The organism is Massilia aquatica (assembly GCF_011682045.1).
GTDB classification, from domain to species: Bacteria; Pseudomonadota; Gammaproteobacteria; order Burkholderiales; family Burkholderiaceae_D; genus Telluria_A; species Telluria_A aquatica.
In genome coordinates this window covers 53,891-68,743 of the sequence record NZ_VVIW01000001.1, presented here as the reverse complement: position 1 = coordinate 68,743, position 14,853 = coordinate 53,891, and the positions used below count along the sequence as shown (strand labels likewise).

Genomic DNA, 14,853 nt, shown 5'->3' with positions numbered 1-14,853 from the left:
CGGCATGGACCAGCAAAAACTGCGCACCCTCGTCTTTGAAAAAACCGGCGTGCGGATCGATATCGACGATCCGATTTTCGCGCTGGTGGCATTGAACGACGCGGTGCTGGCCGAAGCGGTCGAGCGCCACGTGGCATTGTTAGACGACGCGACCGCCGACCTGGCCGACCAGGTCCAGGCGCTGCAGGAAAGCGGCTACCTGGGCAACGGCGCCACGCCCGCCGCGCGTCCGGCGGCGCTGGTCTCGACACCGTTACCCGTTGCGCACGGCGTGCCATTGCAGGAAAAACGCATCATCGCCATCGCCGGCGGCGCCGCGCTGCTGTGCGCGTTCATCGTGCTGGCCGGCCAGGCGCTGCTGCTGCGCCCGCTGCCCGCCCCGGCACCGGTGAGCGTCGCCAGGGAACTTACGCCGGAGCAAAGCAGCGCCCTGCGTGATGGCGACAAGCTGGCCCGCGCCGTGGCCAAACTCGATTCCAAAACCCGCGCGGCGATTGCCGCCGAGATGCAAAAACCCTAAATTCCGGCGAGCGCAGCCGTGTGCGCCAAATATGCGCTATCATATCTACATATCTTCACATGTTGACTATGAAACCTTCTCCCGATAACGACGCCTCGATCGCCCAACTGGCCGACCTGTTCCATCTGCTGGGCGACCCGACCCGGCTGCGCATTGTATTGTCCTGCCTGCCAGGTCCAATTGCGGTGGGCGACATTGCCGCCGGCCTGCAACTGAGCAGCTCGCTGGTCAGCCACCACCTGCGCCTGCTGCGTGCCGCGCGCATCGTCAAGGCCGAGCGCCAGGGCAAGCAGGTGTTCTATTCGACGGCGGACGCCCACATCAGCGGCGTGCTGACCGACATGCTCGAACATATCGCCGAACCCACCAATGGAATCGACCCATGACCAGCGCCCACGACCACGATCACGACCATGACCACGCCGGCCACGGCCACCCACACCCGCCGGCCAAGGCGGCGAAGGCGGAACCTAAGCACGACCACGGGCACGACCATGGCCCCGGCCACCATCACCACCAGCTCGATCCCAACGGCAACGGCCGCGCCTTCGCCCTGGCGATCGGCCTGAACACGGTGTTTGTCGGCATCGAATTCTTTTATGGATTCCTGGCCAACTCGACCGCCCTGATGGCCGACGCCGGCCATAACCTGTCCGATGTGCTGGGCCTGATGCTGGCCTGGGGCGCGGCCATGCTCACCAAGCGCGCGCCGGACGGACGCTACACCTACGGCCTGCGCAGTTCATCGATCCTGGCGGCGCTGCTCAACGCCCTGCTGCTGATGCTCGCCTGCGGCGCGATCGGCTGGGAGGCGCTGCACCGCTTCGCCAATCCGGCGCCGGTGCAGGGCATGACCATGTCGGTGGTGGCCGGCATCGGCGTGCTGGTCAACGGTTTTTCGGCCTGGCTGTTCATGGCCGGCAGCAAGGACGACCTGAACATCCGCGGCGCCTACCAGCACATGGCGGCCGACGCCGCCATTTCGCTGGGCGTGGTGGTGTCGGGCGTGGCGATCATCTTCACCGGCTGGACCTGGCTCGACCCGGCGGTCAGTATCGTGATCGTGCTGCTGATCCTGGTCACCACCTGGGCCTTGCTGCGCGAGTCGCTCGACCTGGTGCTGGCGGCGGTGCCGGCCAATGTCGATGCCGCCGCGGTGGGCGATTTTCTGCTGGCGCGGCCGGGCGTGGCCGGCATGCACGACCTGCATATCTGGGCCATGAGCACGACCGAGACGGCGCTGACCGCGCATCTGGTCATGCCCGGCGGCTATCCGGGCGACGCGGCGCTGGACGCCATCGTGGCGGCGCTCAAGGCCGATTACGCGATCGCCCACTGCACCTTGCAGGTGGAACTGGGGACGAGCGATCACAGCTGCGCGCTGCATGCGCAGGAGGCACAGGCTTAGAACAGGTGCGCGGCCAGGCTGAACTGCTGGTCGGGCGCGCGCGCGATAAAGCAGTCGGGTGCGATGGTGTCGCCATAGGCGACGTTGTAGATCACTTCGGAATATTCCTGGCCGATATACGACGCGTGGCGGCCGTTGAGGATCAGGCGCGCAGTCTGTCCGGGGGCAAGCCGGAGCGCCGTGCCGGACGCCGGACGGCGCGGCTGGCCTTCGGACGGGTCCCATTTCAGGCCGAGCACCAGCACGCCATCGTCGCGCGGGCGCAGCACCAGGCTGCGCTCCTTGAGCGGGGCATGGTCGACCTGTTTTTCCTTTTTTAGAACAGCGGCAAAACCGTCGCGCTCATGCATCAGGTAGTTCTGGTAGACATACTGCGCGCCGGTCTGCAACAGCGCAAAGGCGCGTGGCAGCACCGCCCGCTCGTTGGCGCGCGGGGCGCCACGGGTGGCTTTGGTCCAGCGGATCTCGATGACCTGGACGGCAATCATCGCGCGCCTTCGGCCTGCAGGCGCAGGTAGTCGAGGAAGTGGGTGGCGCCATACGGGCCCACATTCGCGAGGCTGAACCCGTCGTCATACTCATCGACCATCTCGTATTCGCCGTTTTCGTACAAGCCGAGCAGGCTTTCCAGGAATGGTTCCAGGCTCGCGCCGGCCTGCACGCGCGTGAACTCGCGGCATCCGAACGAGATCACCTGGCCCACGCTGCCCGCCGCGTCCGGGTCGAGATCGATGCCAAGATAGGCGCCGCCGCCATCGTCCGCCAGCGGAATCCAGTCCCTGCTGGCGGCGCACTGGCGAATGGTGCCGGACGGCAGGCAAGTGTAGTTGGCGGCGTAAGCGGTGAGTTGTTCGGCGGTACATTCATCGAGTATATCGGTGTCTCTCTTCCAGTGACGCAAAGCGTCGTCCAGACTCAGGAAGGGCAGGCCAAAGAACAAACCAAGGACATAGTGGCCGCCCGCGCCGGCGCTGCCGTCATGCCAGCGATACAGCGCGCGCACGGATGCCGGCAGCGGCCGGCCGATGGCGTGCTCGAAGGCATCGATGGCGGCCTCGCTGGCGCCCGGATTCAGGTTCGCTGCCATGGCCGGGAAACGTGATTCGATGCAGCTTTGCAGCCGCTCCAGCAAGTCGTTCATGGTGATTTTTCACTCCGGTACATGGTGGATGGCGTGCCCGCCTCAGGTGCAACAACGCGGCGGCAGGCTTCGGCCGGCGACATATCGATATCGCCCAGGCGCACCGTGCGCGGGCTGTATTCGAACCAGGGCAGCACGGGCGACTGGCGCTTGAGCGTGACCTCGTAGGCTTCCTGGCTGGTTTCCCGGTCGTCGACCAGATCGACATAGCAGCGCAGGCGCGGCGCCAGCTGTTCGGCATGCCGCGCGGTGATGCCGGCAACGGCGCCCATCAGTCCCATCGCGCCAACGGTGGCGAACAGCACTCCGGCGATGGCGGGAATCGCGGCAAGCGAGCCAAGCAGGTAGCCGAGCAAGCTGGGACGCAGGCGGAAAGCCGACATGCCGAGTACCGCGAACGCCAGCCAGGCCACCATTGACAAGACCGCGTTGAGCGCGACGCTCGCCGTGGACAGATTGAGCGCCAGCGCGCCCACGACCACGACGACACTGGCGGCGAGCAGCGCCAGCATGCGGCGCTGCAGCGGCGGCGCCTGCCGCGACACACACCACGCCGCCAACGCGCTGCCAAACGGCGTCGCGAGCAAGACGCAGAAAAACAGCCAGAACACGCAGCGCGCGCCGGATCAGCTAACGCTGGCGCCGCTCGCCACCTCAGCCCGCCAGATTGGCAAACAGCGGCGTGGACAGATAACGTTCGCCGAACGACGGGATGATCGTCACGATCACCTTGCCCGCATTTTCGGGACGGCGCGCCACCTGGATCGCGGCCCACAGCGCCGCACCCGACGAAATGCCGACCAGCAGCCCTTCTTCGCGCGCGGCTGCCCGTGCGGTCTCGAAGGCATTGTCGTTGCTCACGCAAATGACTTCGTCGAAGGCGGCGCGGTTGAGCACCTGCGGCACGAAACCGGCGCCGATGCCCTGGATCGGATGCGGCCCCTTGGTCCCCTTGGACAGCATGGGCGAGGCTTCCGGCTCGACCGCGATGGCCTGGAAGCCCGCTTTGCGCGCCTTGAGCACTTCGCCCACGCCGGTAATGGTGCCGCCGGTGCCGACCCCGGCCACCAAAATATCGACCTTGCCGTCGGTGTCGCGCCAGATTTCTTCAGCCGTGGTGCGGCGGTGCACATCGGGATTGGCGGCATTGTTGAATTGCTGCGGCATGAAGTAGTTGGGATTGGCCGCCACCAGTTCTTCGGCCACCCTGATGGCGCCGAGCATGCCTTCAGGACCCGGCGTGAGCACCAGCTCGGCGCCGTAGGCACGCAACAGCATGCGTCGCTCGCTGCTCATGGTTTCGGGCATGACCAGCTTGCAGCGGTAACCGCGCGCCGCGCACACCATGGCCAGCGCGATGCCGGTGTTGCCGCTGGTCGGCTCGACGATGACGGTGTCCGGGCCAATCTTGCCGGCCGCCTCGGCCGCTTCAACCATGGCCAGGCCGATCCGGTCCTTGACGCTGTGGGCCGGATTGTAGAACTCCAGCTTGGCGAGGATGTCGGCCCCGGCGCCGTGCGCCAGTTTGCGGATCCGGACCAGCGGCGTGTTACCGATTAACTCAGTGACGTCGTTTGCGATTCTCATGCTTACTCTCCCGCTGTCATGGTTGGATTTACTTGACGTTGACAAGTTCCACGTCGAAGATCAAATCGGCGTCCGGCGGAATGCCGCCGCCTGGCGCGCCGCGCTTGCCGTAGGCCAGGTAGCTCGGAATGACCAGGGTGCGTTTGCCGCCCACTTTCATGCCCAGTACGCCCTGGTCCCAGCCCTTGATCACGCGCCCGGTGCCGAGCACGAATTCGAGCGGCGCGCCGCGCGAGAGCGAGGAGTCGAACTGGCGCCCGCGCTGGCGCGTCGCCATCGGCTTGTACAGCCAGCCGGTGTAGTGCACGAAGACCTTGCTGCCGGCGGTCGCTTCGGCACCGGTGCCGACCTTGGTGTCGGTGGCGACCAGCGGATCGAGGACCGGCTCGGCCAGCAGCACGGTGCCTGGCGGCGTGGCAGGCTGGGCTTGCGCGGGCGGCTGGGCCGCCGGCGTCGCAGGCACTGCCGGCGCGTCGGCCGCCGCTGGGGTAGCCGGCACGGTCGCCGCCGGCGGCGTCTCGGGAGCGGGCGGCGTCTGGCCGGCGGCCTGGGCCATCGATGCCGCGGCGGCGCACATCAGGAATACGGAAATAGGACGGCGCATGATGTGATCTCTTTCAGTAAGATTCAGTGAACAACGGTCAAACTGGGTAATTCTGCAACGCTATGATAGCAAGGCCTCGGGCGCCTGCACAGAAGGCACGCCAATGGCACCGTCGGCAAGACGGCGCAGCAGGTGGCCGGCGGCCAGCATGCCGAAGGTGGCGGTGACGACCATGCTCGAGCCGAAACCGGCGCAGTTCAGGCCGGTGATGCCGTCGCCATCGCCATCTACGCCGCAGCTCTCGCCCTCGGGCATGCTTACCGGTTCCATCGAGAACACGGCATCGACATTGAACTTGGTTTTCAGGCTGCGCGGAAAGCCGTAGTCGTTGCGCAAGCGCTTGCGCACCAGTTTCAGCAGCGGCTCCTGCTCGGTTTTGGACAGGTCGCGCAGTTCGATGCGGGCCGGGTCGGTCTTGCCGCCGGCGCTGCCGATGATCACCATCGGCAACTGGTGGTCGCGGCAGTACGCGATCAGCGCCGCCTTGGCCTTGACGTTGTCGATGGCGTCGACCACGTAGTCGTACTGGTGGGCGCCGATCATCTGGTCGAGGTTGCCCGGATCGATGAACTCTTCGATCAGGTTGACCTTGCAGAAGGGATTGATCTGGGCGATGCGCTCGGCCAGCGCGCCGATCTTGGCCTGGCCGACAGTGTCCGACAGGGCCTGGATCTGGCGGTTGATGTTCGATTCGGCCACGTTGTCGAGGTCGATCAGGGTGAGCTGGCCGATGGCGGAACGCGCCAGCGCCTCGACGATCCAGGAGCCGACGCCGCCGACGCCGATCACGCACACATGGGCGCAGCGGAAGCGCGCCAGCGCGGCGGCGCCGTACAGGCGGCCGATGCCGCCGAAGCGGCGCTCGAAGTCGACCTCGCTGGTATCGACGGGAAGTGAGGAGGTAGTGATGGTATTCATGCCGCCATTTTAACGGACGCGGCCGGACAGACTGCTCTAAAATGAGCGATATGTTCCCATCAGCCACAAGCGAGAAATCTCCATGAGCAACCTCCTGCCCGACAGCGCCCCCGGTTTCGACCAGCCGATCGCGGTGCTGAAACACTGCCACGACCGCATCCGCAAACAGCTGGCCACCCTGGAAAAATTGCTGCCGCACCTGGCCAGCCATGGCGCCGACGAGGAAGCGCGCCAGGCCGCGCGCGCGGTGATGAAATATTTCGACCAGGCGGCACCACTTCATCACGAAGACGAAGAACAGAACCTGGTGCCGATGCTGCGCAGCAGCGCCAGCGGCGCCGACGCCGACCTGCTGGCCGAACTCTTGCCCGGCATCCTCGACGAACACCGCCAGATGGACGGCATGTGGCAAGACCTGCACGAGCAACTGGCCGCCATCGCCGACGGCAGCGCCGCCGTGCTGCGCGAGCACGACGTGCAGCGCTTCGCCGCCATGTACCGCGCCCACATGGAACGCGAAGAAGGCCACATCGCGCCGATGGCCAAGCGCCTGTTCAGCGCCGATCAGATGGCAACCCTGGGCCAGGCCATGCAGCAACGGCGCGGCATCACGCCCAGCGCCGCCCCGGCAGCGCCGGCGGCATCGACCGGCGACGCCGTGGCCAGCCTGCGCAAGGATTACGGCCAGGCCAGCCTGAGCGAGAACGACGTGGCCGGCGATCCCTTCGTGCAATTTACGACCTGGTTCGAGGAAGCGCTCAAGGCCCAGGTCAACGAGCCGAACGCGATGAGCGTGGCGACCGTGGACGAGCAGGGCCGGCCCACCTCGCGCATCGTGCTGATCAAGCAGTTCGATCCGCGCGGCTTTACCTGGTACACCAACTACAACAGCCAGAAGGGCCGCCAGCTGGCCGCCAACCCGCATGCGGCATTACTGTTCTTTTGGACGGAACTCGAACGCCAGATCCGGATCGAAGGAAGGGTAGAGCGCACTTCTGCGGAAGAAAGCGACAAGTATTTCCACAGCCGTCCGCTGAAAAGCCGGCTGGCCGCGATTGCGTCCGCGCAAAGCGAGCCAATCGCCAACCGGGATGCGCTGGAACAGAACTATGACGCTGTAGCCAAGCAATACGGCGAGGAGCCGCCACGTCCCGAGAACTGGGGCGGCTTCCGTCTGGTACCCGAACGCATCGAGTTCTGGCAAGGACGCCGCTCGCGCTTTCACGACCGCATCGTGTACACGCTGCAAAGCGACGGCAGCTGGGCGCGCGAACGGTTGCAACCTTAACCGGCCAGTGTGCACGCACACAGGCCGGCAACCATCGTCCGGAGGTGTGCGTGTTCAACCAGATCAGACTGAGGGCCTGGAGCGAAGGATTGCGCAGCCAGCCCTCGCTTCCTTTGCGGGTGGAGCTGTGGAACGGGCAGCGCTTCGATTTTTCGCCCGATCCGCCGCGCGTGACCGTGCGCGTGCCGCGCGCCAGTGCGCTGCGCTACCTGCTGTCGCCATCGCTGTACAAGCTCGGACGCGCCTACGTGGAAGGCGCGATCGAGGTCAGCGGGCGCGCCAACGACATGATTGCCGTGGTCAATGCGCTGGCCGCCAATTCACTGGCCGGCAATATGCGCGGCGTGCTGCCCGCACTCGGGCTGGCGCGCCTGTCCGGCATGCTCGGCCTGCTCGGCAACGCCATCGGCGGCGGCCATACGCGCCAGCGCGATGCGCAGGCGGTGCGCTATCACTACGATGTGTCCAACGAGTTTTACGGCGCCTGGCTCGATCCGAACATGGTGTATTCGTGCGCCTATTTCGAGAACGGCAACGAAACGCTGGCCGAGGCGCAGCTCAAGAAAATCGACCATATCCTCAACAAGATCGGCGTGCGGCCCGGGCATCGGCTGCTCGACATCGGCTGCGGCTGGGGCGCGCTGGCGATCCGGGCGGCCCAGCGGCACGGGGCGCGCTGCGTCGGCATCACCCTCTCCGACAACCAGGCCCGGCTGGCCCGCGAGCGGGTCGAGCGGGCCGGCCTGGCAGGGCAGGTCGAGATCCGCGTGCAGGACTACCGCGACGTCGGCGGCCAGTTCGACCGCATCACCAGCGTGGGCATGTTCGAGCATGTGGGGGTGCGCCAGCTGCCCGCGTACTTTCGGCGCATGGCAACGCTGCTCACGCCAGACGGGGTGGCGATGAACCACGGGCTGACCAGCACCGATCCAGACAGCCATGGCGTGCCGCACGGAGGCGGCGACTTCATCAGCCGGTATGTGTTTCCGCACGGCGAGCTGGCGCACCTGGGCACGGTCATCAAGACCATGCAGGAAGGCGGGCTGGAGGTGCGCGATGTGGAGAACCTGCGGCGCCATTACGCGCGCACCTGCGCCCTGTGGACCGACAATTTCGAGGCCAACAGCGAGCGCATCAAGGGCTTGACCGATGCGCGCCGCTTTCGCATCTGGCAGGTGTACCTGGCCGGGTGCACGCATGCGTTCACGCATGACTGGATCAGTTTGTACCAGATCGTATGCGGCAGGGCGGGGCGCGATCCGGCGGCGCTACCGTGGTCGCGGCGCTACATGTATGCGCACGCATGAAGGCGTTCGGCTACCTGTAGCCTGTCCCGCAGATGCCCGACAGGAGCGGCATGGTGCCACTCCCACCGGGCGCAGTCTGATTACTTTTGTTTGAGTTTCGCGTTCCTGGCAGCGTCGTCGTCGCCCTGGCGCGCCATCGACCTGGCATCGGGATTCACGGCATTGCCGTCATGCGCATCACGCGACATGTCGCCCTGCAGCGCACGCGCCTGTTGGCCGGGCGCCCCGACCTGCCGGTAGCTGTCCTCATGCACGACCAGGCATGCCAGTCCGGGCACCACGTTCAAGGGCTGATAACCGTTGTTCGCGCCACGCGAGATGACGTTGTACACTGGTACGGCGCTGACCTCCTGGCCCAGCACCGACTTGATCTGCGCCGACTGCTCGCTGCTCAGGGCCAGCCATCCGGCGGGAAAAAATACCTCTGATGAATTCACAATAATGCTCCCTTGTTGACTCTGTGGGGTTGAAGTAGAACGCTGCTGGCGCGCGCGGCGCGACGCCGCAGAAACGGCCTGGGCAATGCCGGATCCCCCAGGCCATCGGACACGTCCGCTAGCCGGTCAGCTCAATAACGCTGATACCCTTGCGAACCGGGGAACGCCTGGAAGCCCTGGCCGGGGAAGCCCTGGCCCTGGAAGCCGAACGGTCCCTGGAAGCCCTGTCCACCTTGATAGCCGAAGTTGCCCTGAGGTCCCTGGTAGCCCTGCTGTCCTACGAAGCTCTGGAATCCAAGCGGCCCGATGAAGCCTTGCGGCCCCTGGAAGCCGAACACCGCTTGCGGCCCCTGGTAACCTTGCTGTCCCTGGCCGCCCTGGAACCCGAACGGGTTGAAAAAGCCCCCCTGCCCCTGCGCGCCCTGGAAGCCGAACGGTCCGAAGAAACCTTGCGGTCCCTGGAAGCCGACCATTGCCTGCGGCCCCTGGAAGCCGATCGGCCCGACCGAGCCCTGGAAGCCGAGCGGGCCAACGACAGCCTGCGTCCCCTGGAAACCACCGGACACTTGCGGCCCCTGGTATCCCTGCCCGCCCTGATAACCCTGCACCGACTGCGCACCCTGCCCACCCTGCACGCCAGGGAAGTCGGGGACGATGCGGATTGACGTCATCCGTTGTCCGCTCAGGGCGTGAATTTGACGAATCTGTTCTTCGTTCAGCGCTAATACCAAGCCTTGTTCATTCATGTCCGTGCACTCCTCTGGATTTGAAAAAATCAACAATGACGCGTTGAGAAAAATTGCTTGCGACGACCGGCAGGCGTGAACCAGAATAAGCTGGCGCCGTTGCCGCAGTACCTGACGATTCGAATAGTGTCCGCCCTATCCGAAACAACAGGCGACAAACGGGCAGGCGCGGCATCGCGCGCGCAGCGGTCGTGGAAAAGAATGGAAAGGGGAATCAGGCGTTGACGGGGACACACCGCCGGCGGCGCGTCAGGCGCCGCCCAGATGTTCGCCCAGCGCGGCCATGACGTCTTGCAGTTCGGCGGCCAGCTCATGCGCCAGTGCATGCGTCAATCCAGGCGCCAGCGCGCCTGGCGCGCCATCATGCAGGCTGTCGGCCAGCCGTTCGGTGCAGGCGATGGCGCGCTGTGCGCCAAAATTGACCAGCACACCTTGCAGGCTGTGCACGGCGCGCTGCGATGCTTCGCGCTCGCCCGCGGCCAGCGCCTGGTCGAGCGCGGCCAGCAGTTGCGGACCGTCGCCGATGAACAGCGCGGCCAGTTCGAGCAGCAATTCGCGGTCGCCGTCGAGGCGCAGCAGGGCGCCGCGCCAGTCCAGTACCGCGCCGGCGACCCGGCCATGAAAGCGCGCCACCACCTCGCGCAGGCGCGCGCTGTCGATCGGCTTGGACAGGTAATCGTCCATGCCCGCCTCCAGGCAGCGTTCGCGGTCGCCCTGCATGGCGCGCGCCGTCATCGCCACCACCGGCACATGGCCGCCAGCGGCCGCTGTCGCTTCCCACTGGCGCAGGATGCGGGTGGCCGCAAGGCCGTCCAGGCCGGGCATCTGCACATCCATCAGCACCAGGTCGACGGCGCCGTGCAGCGCGTGTTCGAGCGCGTCGACACCGTTGTCGGCCAGGGTCACCCGGTGGCCCATTTTTTCCAGCAGGCGCAGCGCCAGGCGCTGGTTGACCGGGTTGTCCTCGGCCAGCAGGATGTGCAGGCGGCCCGCCTTGTGCGCCGGCGGCGCGGGCACCGGCGGCGCGCTCGCCACCGCGTCGGTGACAGGTGCTGGCAACGCGCCGCGCGCCTCGGGCACGGCGCCCGCCACCCGCCCCAGCGGCACGCTAAAGCGGAATACGCTGCCGCTGCCAGGCTCGCTGCTGACGGCGATATCGCCCTGCATCAGGATCACCAGGCGGCGGCAGATGGTCAGTCCCAGGCCGGTGCCGCCGTACTGGCGCGTGGTGGAGCCGTCGACTTGCGAAAAGGCGTCGAAGATCAGTTTCTGCTTGTCGGGCGCGATGCCGATGCCGGTGTCGCGCACCGTAAATTCGACCTCGCAGCGCTGTGCCACAGTGGGCCGCATGGCCACGCCGAGCGTCACCCCGCCCTCGCTGGTGAACTTGATGGCGTTGCCGAGCAGGTTGATCAGCACCTGGCGCAGCCGCCCCGGGTCGCCCTTCAGCATCGGCGGCAGCTGCGGCGGCAGTTCGCACTCCAGCGCCAGCCCCTTGCGGCGCGCCGGCAGCGACAGGGAACGGACCGTGTCCTGCACCAGCGCGCGCAAGTCGAAAGGCACGTCTTCGATCTCGAGCTTGCCGGCTTCGATCTTGGAAAAATCGAGGATGTCGTCGATGATGGTCAAGAGCGCGTCGGCCGAGCCCTTGACCAGCGCCAGGTCGTCGCGCTGCTGCGGATCGAGCTGCGATTCGAGCACCAGTTCGGTCATGCCGAGGATACCGTTCATCGGCGTGCGGATCTCGTGGCTCATGTTGGCCAGGAACTCGCTCTTGGCGCGGCTGGCCGCCTGCGCCGATTCGACCGCGTGCTGCATGGCGTCGCGCGCGGCGCGCTGTTCGCTCACATCGATCGAAAAACCCAGCAGGTAGGGCTCGCCGCCGCTGCGGATCACGACCCGGTTGACCACCACGTCCATCGGCGGATCGCGCTGCGCCAGGCGGCGCTCGCTGGTGACCATGCGCCCGCTGCGCCAGGCGCGTTCATCTTCCTCGTGGGTCAGGCCGGCCCAGGTGCGCGGGACGATGTCGTCGATGGTGAAGCCCTCGATCTGCGCGCGCGGGCGCTGCGCGAACTGCTCGAACTGGCGGTTGCAGCGCACAAACCGCCCCTCGCGGTCTTTCAGGAACACGGGAATCGGCAGCTGGTCGAGAATCTGCTCGGTCAGCTCGCGCGCGCTTTCGCGCTGCTGCACCAGCTGTTCGAGCGCGTGCGTCAGGCCGAGCAGGTCATCGGTAACGTCAGCGCCGGCGGCGAAGGCGGCGAAGGCGGACGGCATGGCCAGGCGGTCCAGGCTCGCTTGCAGCGAGCGCAACGCCTCGCCCTGGCGCGCCGCTTCCGCGCGCAGCTGGTCGTTGGCGCCGGTCAGCTCTTCCGAACTGATGTCGAGCATGCGGGTGCGCACCTGCAGATCGCGCTCGTCGTCCTGGTAACTGCGCGAGACGGCGTCGAGCAAGGCGGACAAGCCCTCGGCCAGGGCCGCGTCGCCCAGCGCGCGCAAGCCGCCCAGGCGCTCCTGCAAGGCGCGTTCGCTGTTCACGCCCAGCGTGCGCCGCAGCTGGCGCAGCAGTCGCTTGTGCCGCATGGCGCCTTACGCCGCGTCCTGGCGGGCGCAATCGCGGAAGCGCTCGCGGATTTCGAGCACCGCCGGCCAGCGCCGCAGCAGCGCGTCCACGCACTGCGGGTCGAAATGGCTGCCGCTGTTATCCATCAGGTAGGCGCGCGCCGCGTCCAGCGTCCAGGCGTTCTTGTACGGGCGCACGCTGGTCAGGGCGTCGAACACGTCGGCCACGGCGACGATGCGCCCGACCAGCGGAATGGCCTCGCCCTGCAAGCCGTTGGGGTAGCCCTGGCCGTCGAAGCGTTCGTGGTGGGTGTGGGCGATCACGGCGGCCAGTTGCAGCATGCCCGCTTCGCTGGCCTTGAGGATGTTGTAGCCGATCGCCGCGTGCTGGCGCATGATGTCCATCTCGTCGGGCGTGAGGCGGCCGGGTTTAAGCAAAATGTGGTCGGGCGTGCCGACCTTGCCGATGTCGTGCATGGGCGCGGCGTTGAGAATACAGGCCTGCTCCTCGTTCGACAGCCCCAGTTCGGCCGCGATCAGGCAGGAGTAATGGGCCATGCGCTGGATGTGGGCGCCGGTTTCGGGGTCGCGGTATTCGGAGGCGCGGCACAGCAGCAGGATGGTTTCCTGCTCGCGCGCGCGCAGTTCGGCGGTGGCCTTGCCCACTTCGCTGGCCAGCCAGCTGGCGCGGCTTTGCAGGGCCAGGGTGGCGCGCCGCAGGTCGAGCATGTTGCGGGTGCGCGCCAAAAATTCGACCTTGTCGATCGGCTTGATCAGAAAATCGTTGGCGCCGTTTTCCAGCGCGCGGTGGCGCACTTCGACGTCCTGGCTGGCCGTGACCATCAGCACCGGCGGGCGCTCGCGCGCCTCGCCCCCGAGCGCGGCGATGAAATCGAGCCCGTTCAGGTCCGGCATCATGTAGTCGAGCACCAGCAGGTCGCAGGGGTTGGCGCGGCACCACGCGAGCGCTTCGCGCGCCGACTGGAAGGCCACCGTCTCGACGTCCGGGAGCTTGTCCATCAGGCGCGACATCAGTACCAGGTTGATGTGCGTGTCGTCGACGATGACTACCTTCATGGGCTCTCCGCGCGGCTCAGGCCAGGCGCCCGGCGTAGGTCGCCAGGAACTTGCTGACCTTGGGCGCCACGACCAGGGCGCAATAGCCTTGCAGCGGATGGCGGCTGAAGTAATTCTGGTGTTCGTCTTCGGCCTTATACCAGCTTGTCGCCGGCTGCACGGCGGTGACGATGGGCGCGTCCCAGACGCAGGCCATCTGCGCGATCACCTGGCGCGCGCTCGCTTCCTGCTCGGGCGAATCGACGAAAATGACCGAGCGGTACTGGGGGCCGGCATCGTTGCCCTGGCGGTTCAGGGTGGTCGGATCGTGGATCGTGAAGAACACTTCGAGCAGGTCGTGGTACTCGATGGCGCCCGGATCGAACACGATGCGCACCACTTCGGCGTGGCCGGTGGCGCCGGTGCTGACCTGTTCGTAGGTCGGATTCTCCTCTGGTCCGCCCATGTAGCCGCACTCGACCTTCAGCACGCCGCGCGCTTCCAGGAAGACCGCTTCCAGGCACCAGAAGCAGCCGCCGCCCAGGATGGCCACCTGGGTCGCTGATTGGTTTTTCATTGCTCGCTCCGGTTACGGATAGATATAAGAATCACTGTAACGCAAAGCGTGCCCGCATGCACCTGCAATCGACGCGGCTGCCTGCGCGGGAAAAGCCGGAGGACGCCAAAATTTGGCATAATGTCATAAACCACAGGGCAACAATGAACACTAGCTCCCCCCGCGCCGATACGCGCGCATTCGACACGGCGCAGTTTCGCCAGGCACTGTCGCAGTTTGCCACCGGCGTGACCGTGATCACGACGCGCCTGGCCGACGGCACCTTCCGTGGCCTGACGGCCAGCTCCTTCAACTCGGTCTCGCTCGACCCGCCGCTGGTGTTGTGGAGCCTCGGCAACGTTGCCAACAGCTTGCCTATCTTCAGCGGCAATTCGCACTACGTCATCAACGTGCTCGGCGCCGACCAGGCGCACCTGGCGCAGCGCTTCGCCAAGCGCAGCGAAAACCCGTTCGGCGACATCGAGTACGAGCTTTCGCGCACCGGCCAGCCGATTTTGAAGGGTGTCTCGGCGTGGTTCGAGTGCCACAACCGCAGCCGCTATCCCGAGGGCGACCACGTCATTTTCGTGGGCGAAGTCGAAGAGTGCGCGGTGCATCCGCAAGCCTCGCTCATTTTTCACGCCGGGCAATTCGGCAGCACCCAAACGCGGTAAAATCCGGACCACCCAAAAAGCAGTCTATACAAGTTTGGTGTATCCA

The 14,853-nt window shown here is 66.3% G+C and carries 17 protein-coding genes; 6 read left to right on the top strand and 11 right to left on the bottom strand.

Going from position 1 to position 14,853, the window contains the following annotated elements:
* The first annotated feature begins 4 nt into the window (after positions 1-4).
* The 3 genes from F1609_RS00355 to F1609_RS00345 all read left to right on the top strand — a co-directional run bounded on the left by F1609_RS00355 (position 5) and on the right by F1609_RS00345 (position 1,928).
* Complete coding sequence (locus tag F1609_RS00355) at positions 5-520, top strand: hypothetical protein (protein WP_167073574.1); 516 nt, start codon at positions 5-7, stop codon at positions 518-520.
* A gap of 68 nt (positions 521-588) precedes the next feature.
* Positions 589-906: an ArsR/SmtB family transcription factor gene (locus F1609_RS00350; RefSeq protein ID WP_166898040.1), complete on the top strand. Its 318-nt coding sequence runs from the start codon at positions 589-591 to the stop codon at positions 904-906.
* Positions 903-1,928, top strand: a complete 1,026-nt coding sequence (locus tag F1609_RS00345; RefSeq protein ID WP_167073572.1) for a cation diffusion facilitator family transporter — start codon at positions 903-905, stop codon at positions 1,926-1,928. The genes F1609_RS00350 and F1609_RS00345 overlap by 4 nt, the downstream gene beginning before the upstream one ends.
* Here F1609_RS00345 and F1609_RS00340 read toward each other — a convergent pair.
* The 6 genes from F1609_RS00340 to F1609_RS00315 all read right to left on the bottom strand — a co-directional run bounded on the left by F1609_RS00340 (position 1,925) and on the right by F1609_RS00315 (position 6,178).
* Complete coding sequence (locus F1609_RS00340) at positions 1,925-2,416, bottom strand: hypothetical protein (protein WP_167073570.1); 492 nt, start codon at positions 2,414-2,416, stop codon at positions 1,925-1,927. The two genes, F1609_RS00345 and F1609_RS00340, sit on opposite strands and share 4 nt — an antisense overlap.
* Positions 2,413-3,069 carry an SMI1/KNR4 family protein gene (locus F1609_RS00335; RefSeq protein ID WP_167073568.1) on the bottom strand — a complete coding sequence of 219 codons (657 nt, stop codon included), beginning with the start codon at positions 3,067-3,069 and terminating at the stop codon, positions 2,413-2,415. The genes F1609_RS00340 and F1609_RS00335 overlap by 4 nt, the downstream gene beginning before the upstream one ends.
* Positions 3,066-3,614, bottom strand: a complete 549-nt coding sequence (locus F1609_RS00330) for a hypothetical protein (RefSeq protein ID WP_167073566.1) — start codon at positions 3,612-3,614, stop codon at positions 3,066-3,068. Before F1609_RS00330 ends, F1609_RS00335 begins: the two co-directional genes overlap by 4 nt.
* 109 nt (positions 3,615-3,723) lie before the next feature.
* On the bottom strand, positions 3,724-4,656 hold the full coding sequence (gene cysK / locus F1609_RS00325) for a cysteine synthase A (protein ID WP_167073564.1): 933 nt from the start codon (positions 4,654-4,656) through the stop codon (positions 3,724-3,726).
* Positions 4,657-4,684: 28 nt separating this feature from the next.
* Complete coding sequence (locus F1609_RS00320) at positions 4,685-5,260, bottom strand: FKBP-type peptidyl-prolyl cis-trans isomerase (RefSeq protein WP_229421532.1); 576 nt, start codon at positions 5,258-5,260, stop codon at positions 4,685-4,687.
* 60 nt (positions 5,261-5,320) lie between these two features.
* On the bottom strand, positions 5,321-6,178 hold the full coding sequence (locus F1609_RS00315; RefSeq protein ID WP_167073562.1) for a tRNA threonylcarbamoyladenosine dehydratase: 858 nt from the start codon (positions 6,176-6,178) through the stop codon (positions 5,321-5,323).
* 82 nt (positions 6,179-6,260) lie between these two features.
* On the opposite strand from F1609_RS00315, the gene pdxH reads away from it, so the two are divergent.
* Positions 6,261-7,466 (top strand): pyridoxamine 5'-phosphate oxidase, encoded by a 1,206-nt coding sequence (pdxH, locus tag F1609_RS00310; protein WP_167073560.1) that lies wholly within the window; start codon positions 6,261-6,263, stop codon positions 7,464-7,466.
* Positions 7,467-7,516: 50 nt separating this feature from the next.
* Complete coding sequence (locus F1609_RS00305) at positions 7,517-8,773, top strand: class I SAM-dependent methyltransferase (protein WP_167073558.1); 1,257 nt, start codon at positions 7,517-7,519, stop codon at positions 8,771-8,773.
* An 80-nt stretch (positions 8,774-8,853) separates the two neighbouring features.
* Here F1609_RS00305 and F1609_RS00300 read toward each other — a convergent pair whose 3' ends face one another.
* From F1609_RS00300 to msrA, 5 genes are all read right to left on the bottom strand, one after another.
* Entirely contained in the window at positions 8,854-9,210 is a 357-nt protein-coding gene (locus F1609_RS00300) for a hypothetical protein (RefSeq protein WP_167073556.1), read from the bottom strand.
* 131 nt (positions 9,211-9,341) lie between these two features.
* Positions 9,342-9,881, bottom strand: a complete 540-nt coding sequence (locus tag F1609_RS00295) for a hypothetical protein (protein WP_167073554.1) — start codon at positions 9,879-9,881, stop codon at positions 9,342-9,344.
* 324 nt (positions 9,882-10,205) lie between these two features.
* Complete coding sequence (locus tag F1609_RS00290) at positions 10,206-12,542, bottom strand: hybrid sensor histidine kinase/response regulator (RefSeq protein WP_229421530.1); 2,337 nt, start codon at positions 12,540-12,542, stop codon at positions 10,206-10,208.
* Between the two features lie 6 nt (positions 12,543-12,548).
* Positions 12,549-13,598, bottom strand: a complete 1,050-nt coding sequence (locus F1609_RS00285; protein ID WP_167073552.1) for an HD domain-containing phosphohydrolase — start codon at positions 13,596-13,598, stop codon at positions 12,549-12,551.
* A gap of 16 nt (positions 13,599-13,614) precedes the next feature.
* Positions 13,615-14,154 carry a peptide-methionine (S)-S-oxide reductase MsrA gene (msrA, locus tag F1609_RS00280; protein ID WP_167073550.1) on the bottom strand — a complete coding sequence of 180 codons (540 nt, stop codon included), beginning with the start codon at positions 14,152-14,154 and terminating at the stop codon, positions 13,615-13,617.
* Positions 14,155-14,297: 143 nt separating this feature from the next.
* On the opposite strand from msrA, the gene F1609_RS00275 reads away from it, so the two are divergent.
* On the top strand, positions 14,298-14,807 hold the full coding sequence (locus F1609_RS00275) for a flavin reductase family protein (RefSeq protein WP_167073548.1): 510 nt from the start codon (positions 14,298-14,300) through the stop codon (positions 14,805-14,807).
* Positions 14,808-14,853 lie beyond the last annotated feature (46 nt).

What these genes read in the sequence shown, in the direction of transcription:
- F1609_RS00355 (WP_167073574.1), top strand. Translation starts at nt 5, where the DNA reads ATGGACCAGCAAAAACTGCGCACCCTCGTCTTTGAAAAAACCGGCGTG.
- F1609_RS00350 (WP_166898040.1), top strand. Translation starts at nt 589, where the DNA reads ATGAAACCTTCTCCCGATAACGACGCCTCGATCGCCCAACTGGCCGAC.
- F1609_RS00345 (WP_167073572.1), top strand. Translation starts at nt 903, where the DNA reads ATGACCAGCGCCCACGACCACGATCACGACCATGACCACGCCGGCCAC.
- F1609_RS00340 (WP_167073570.1), bottom strand. Translation starts at nt 2,416, where the DNA reads ATGATTGCCGTCCAGGTCATCGAGATCCGCTGGACCAAAGCCACCCGT.
- F1609_RS00335 (WP_167073568.1), bottom strand. Translation starts at nt 3,069, where the DNA reads ATGAACGACTTGCTGGAGCGGCTGCAAAGCTGCATCGAATCACGTTTC.
- cysK (WP_167073564.1), bottom strand. Translation starts at nt 4,656, where the DNA reads ATGAGAATCGCAAACGACGTCACTGAGTTAATCGGTAACACGCCGCTG.
- F1609_RS00320 (WP_229421532.1), bottom strand. Translation starts at nt 5,260, where the DNA reads ATGCGCCGTCCTATTTCCGTATTCCTGATGTGCGCCGCCGCGGCATCG.
- F1609_RS00315 (WP_167073562.1), bottom strand. Translation starts at nt 6,178, where the DNA reads ATGAATACCATCACTACCTCCTCACTTCCCGTCGATACCAGCGAGGTC.
- pdxH (WP_167073560.1), top strand. Translation starts at nt 6,261, where the DNA reads ATGAGCAACCTCCTGCCCGACAGCGCCCCCGGTTTCGACCAGCCGATC.
- F1609_RS00295 (WP_167073554.1), bottom strand. Translation starts at nt 9,881, where the DNA reads ATGACGTCAATCCGCATCGTCCCCGACTTCCCTGGCGTGCAGGGTGGG.
- F1609_RS00290 (WP_229421530.1), bottom strand. Translation starts at nt 12,542, where the DNA reads ATGCGGCACAAGCGACTGCTGCGCCAGCTGCGGCGCACGCTGGGCGTG.
- F1609_RS00285 (WP_167073552.1), bottom strand. Translation starts at nt 13,598, where the DNA reads ATGAAGGTAGTCATCGTCGACGACACGCACATCAACCTGGTACTGATG.
- msrA (WP_167073550.1), bottom strand. Translation starts at nt 14,154, where the DNA reads ATGAAAAACCAATCAGCGACCCAGGTGGCCATCCTGGGCGGCGGCTGC.
- F1609_RS00275 (WP_167073548.1), top strand. Translation starts at nt 14,298, where the DNA reads ATGAACACTAGCTCCCCCCGCGCCGATACGCGCGCATTCGACACGGCG.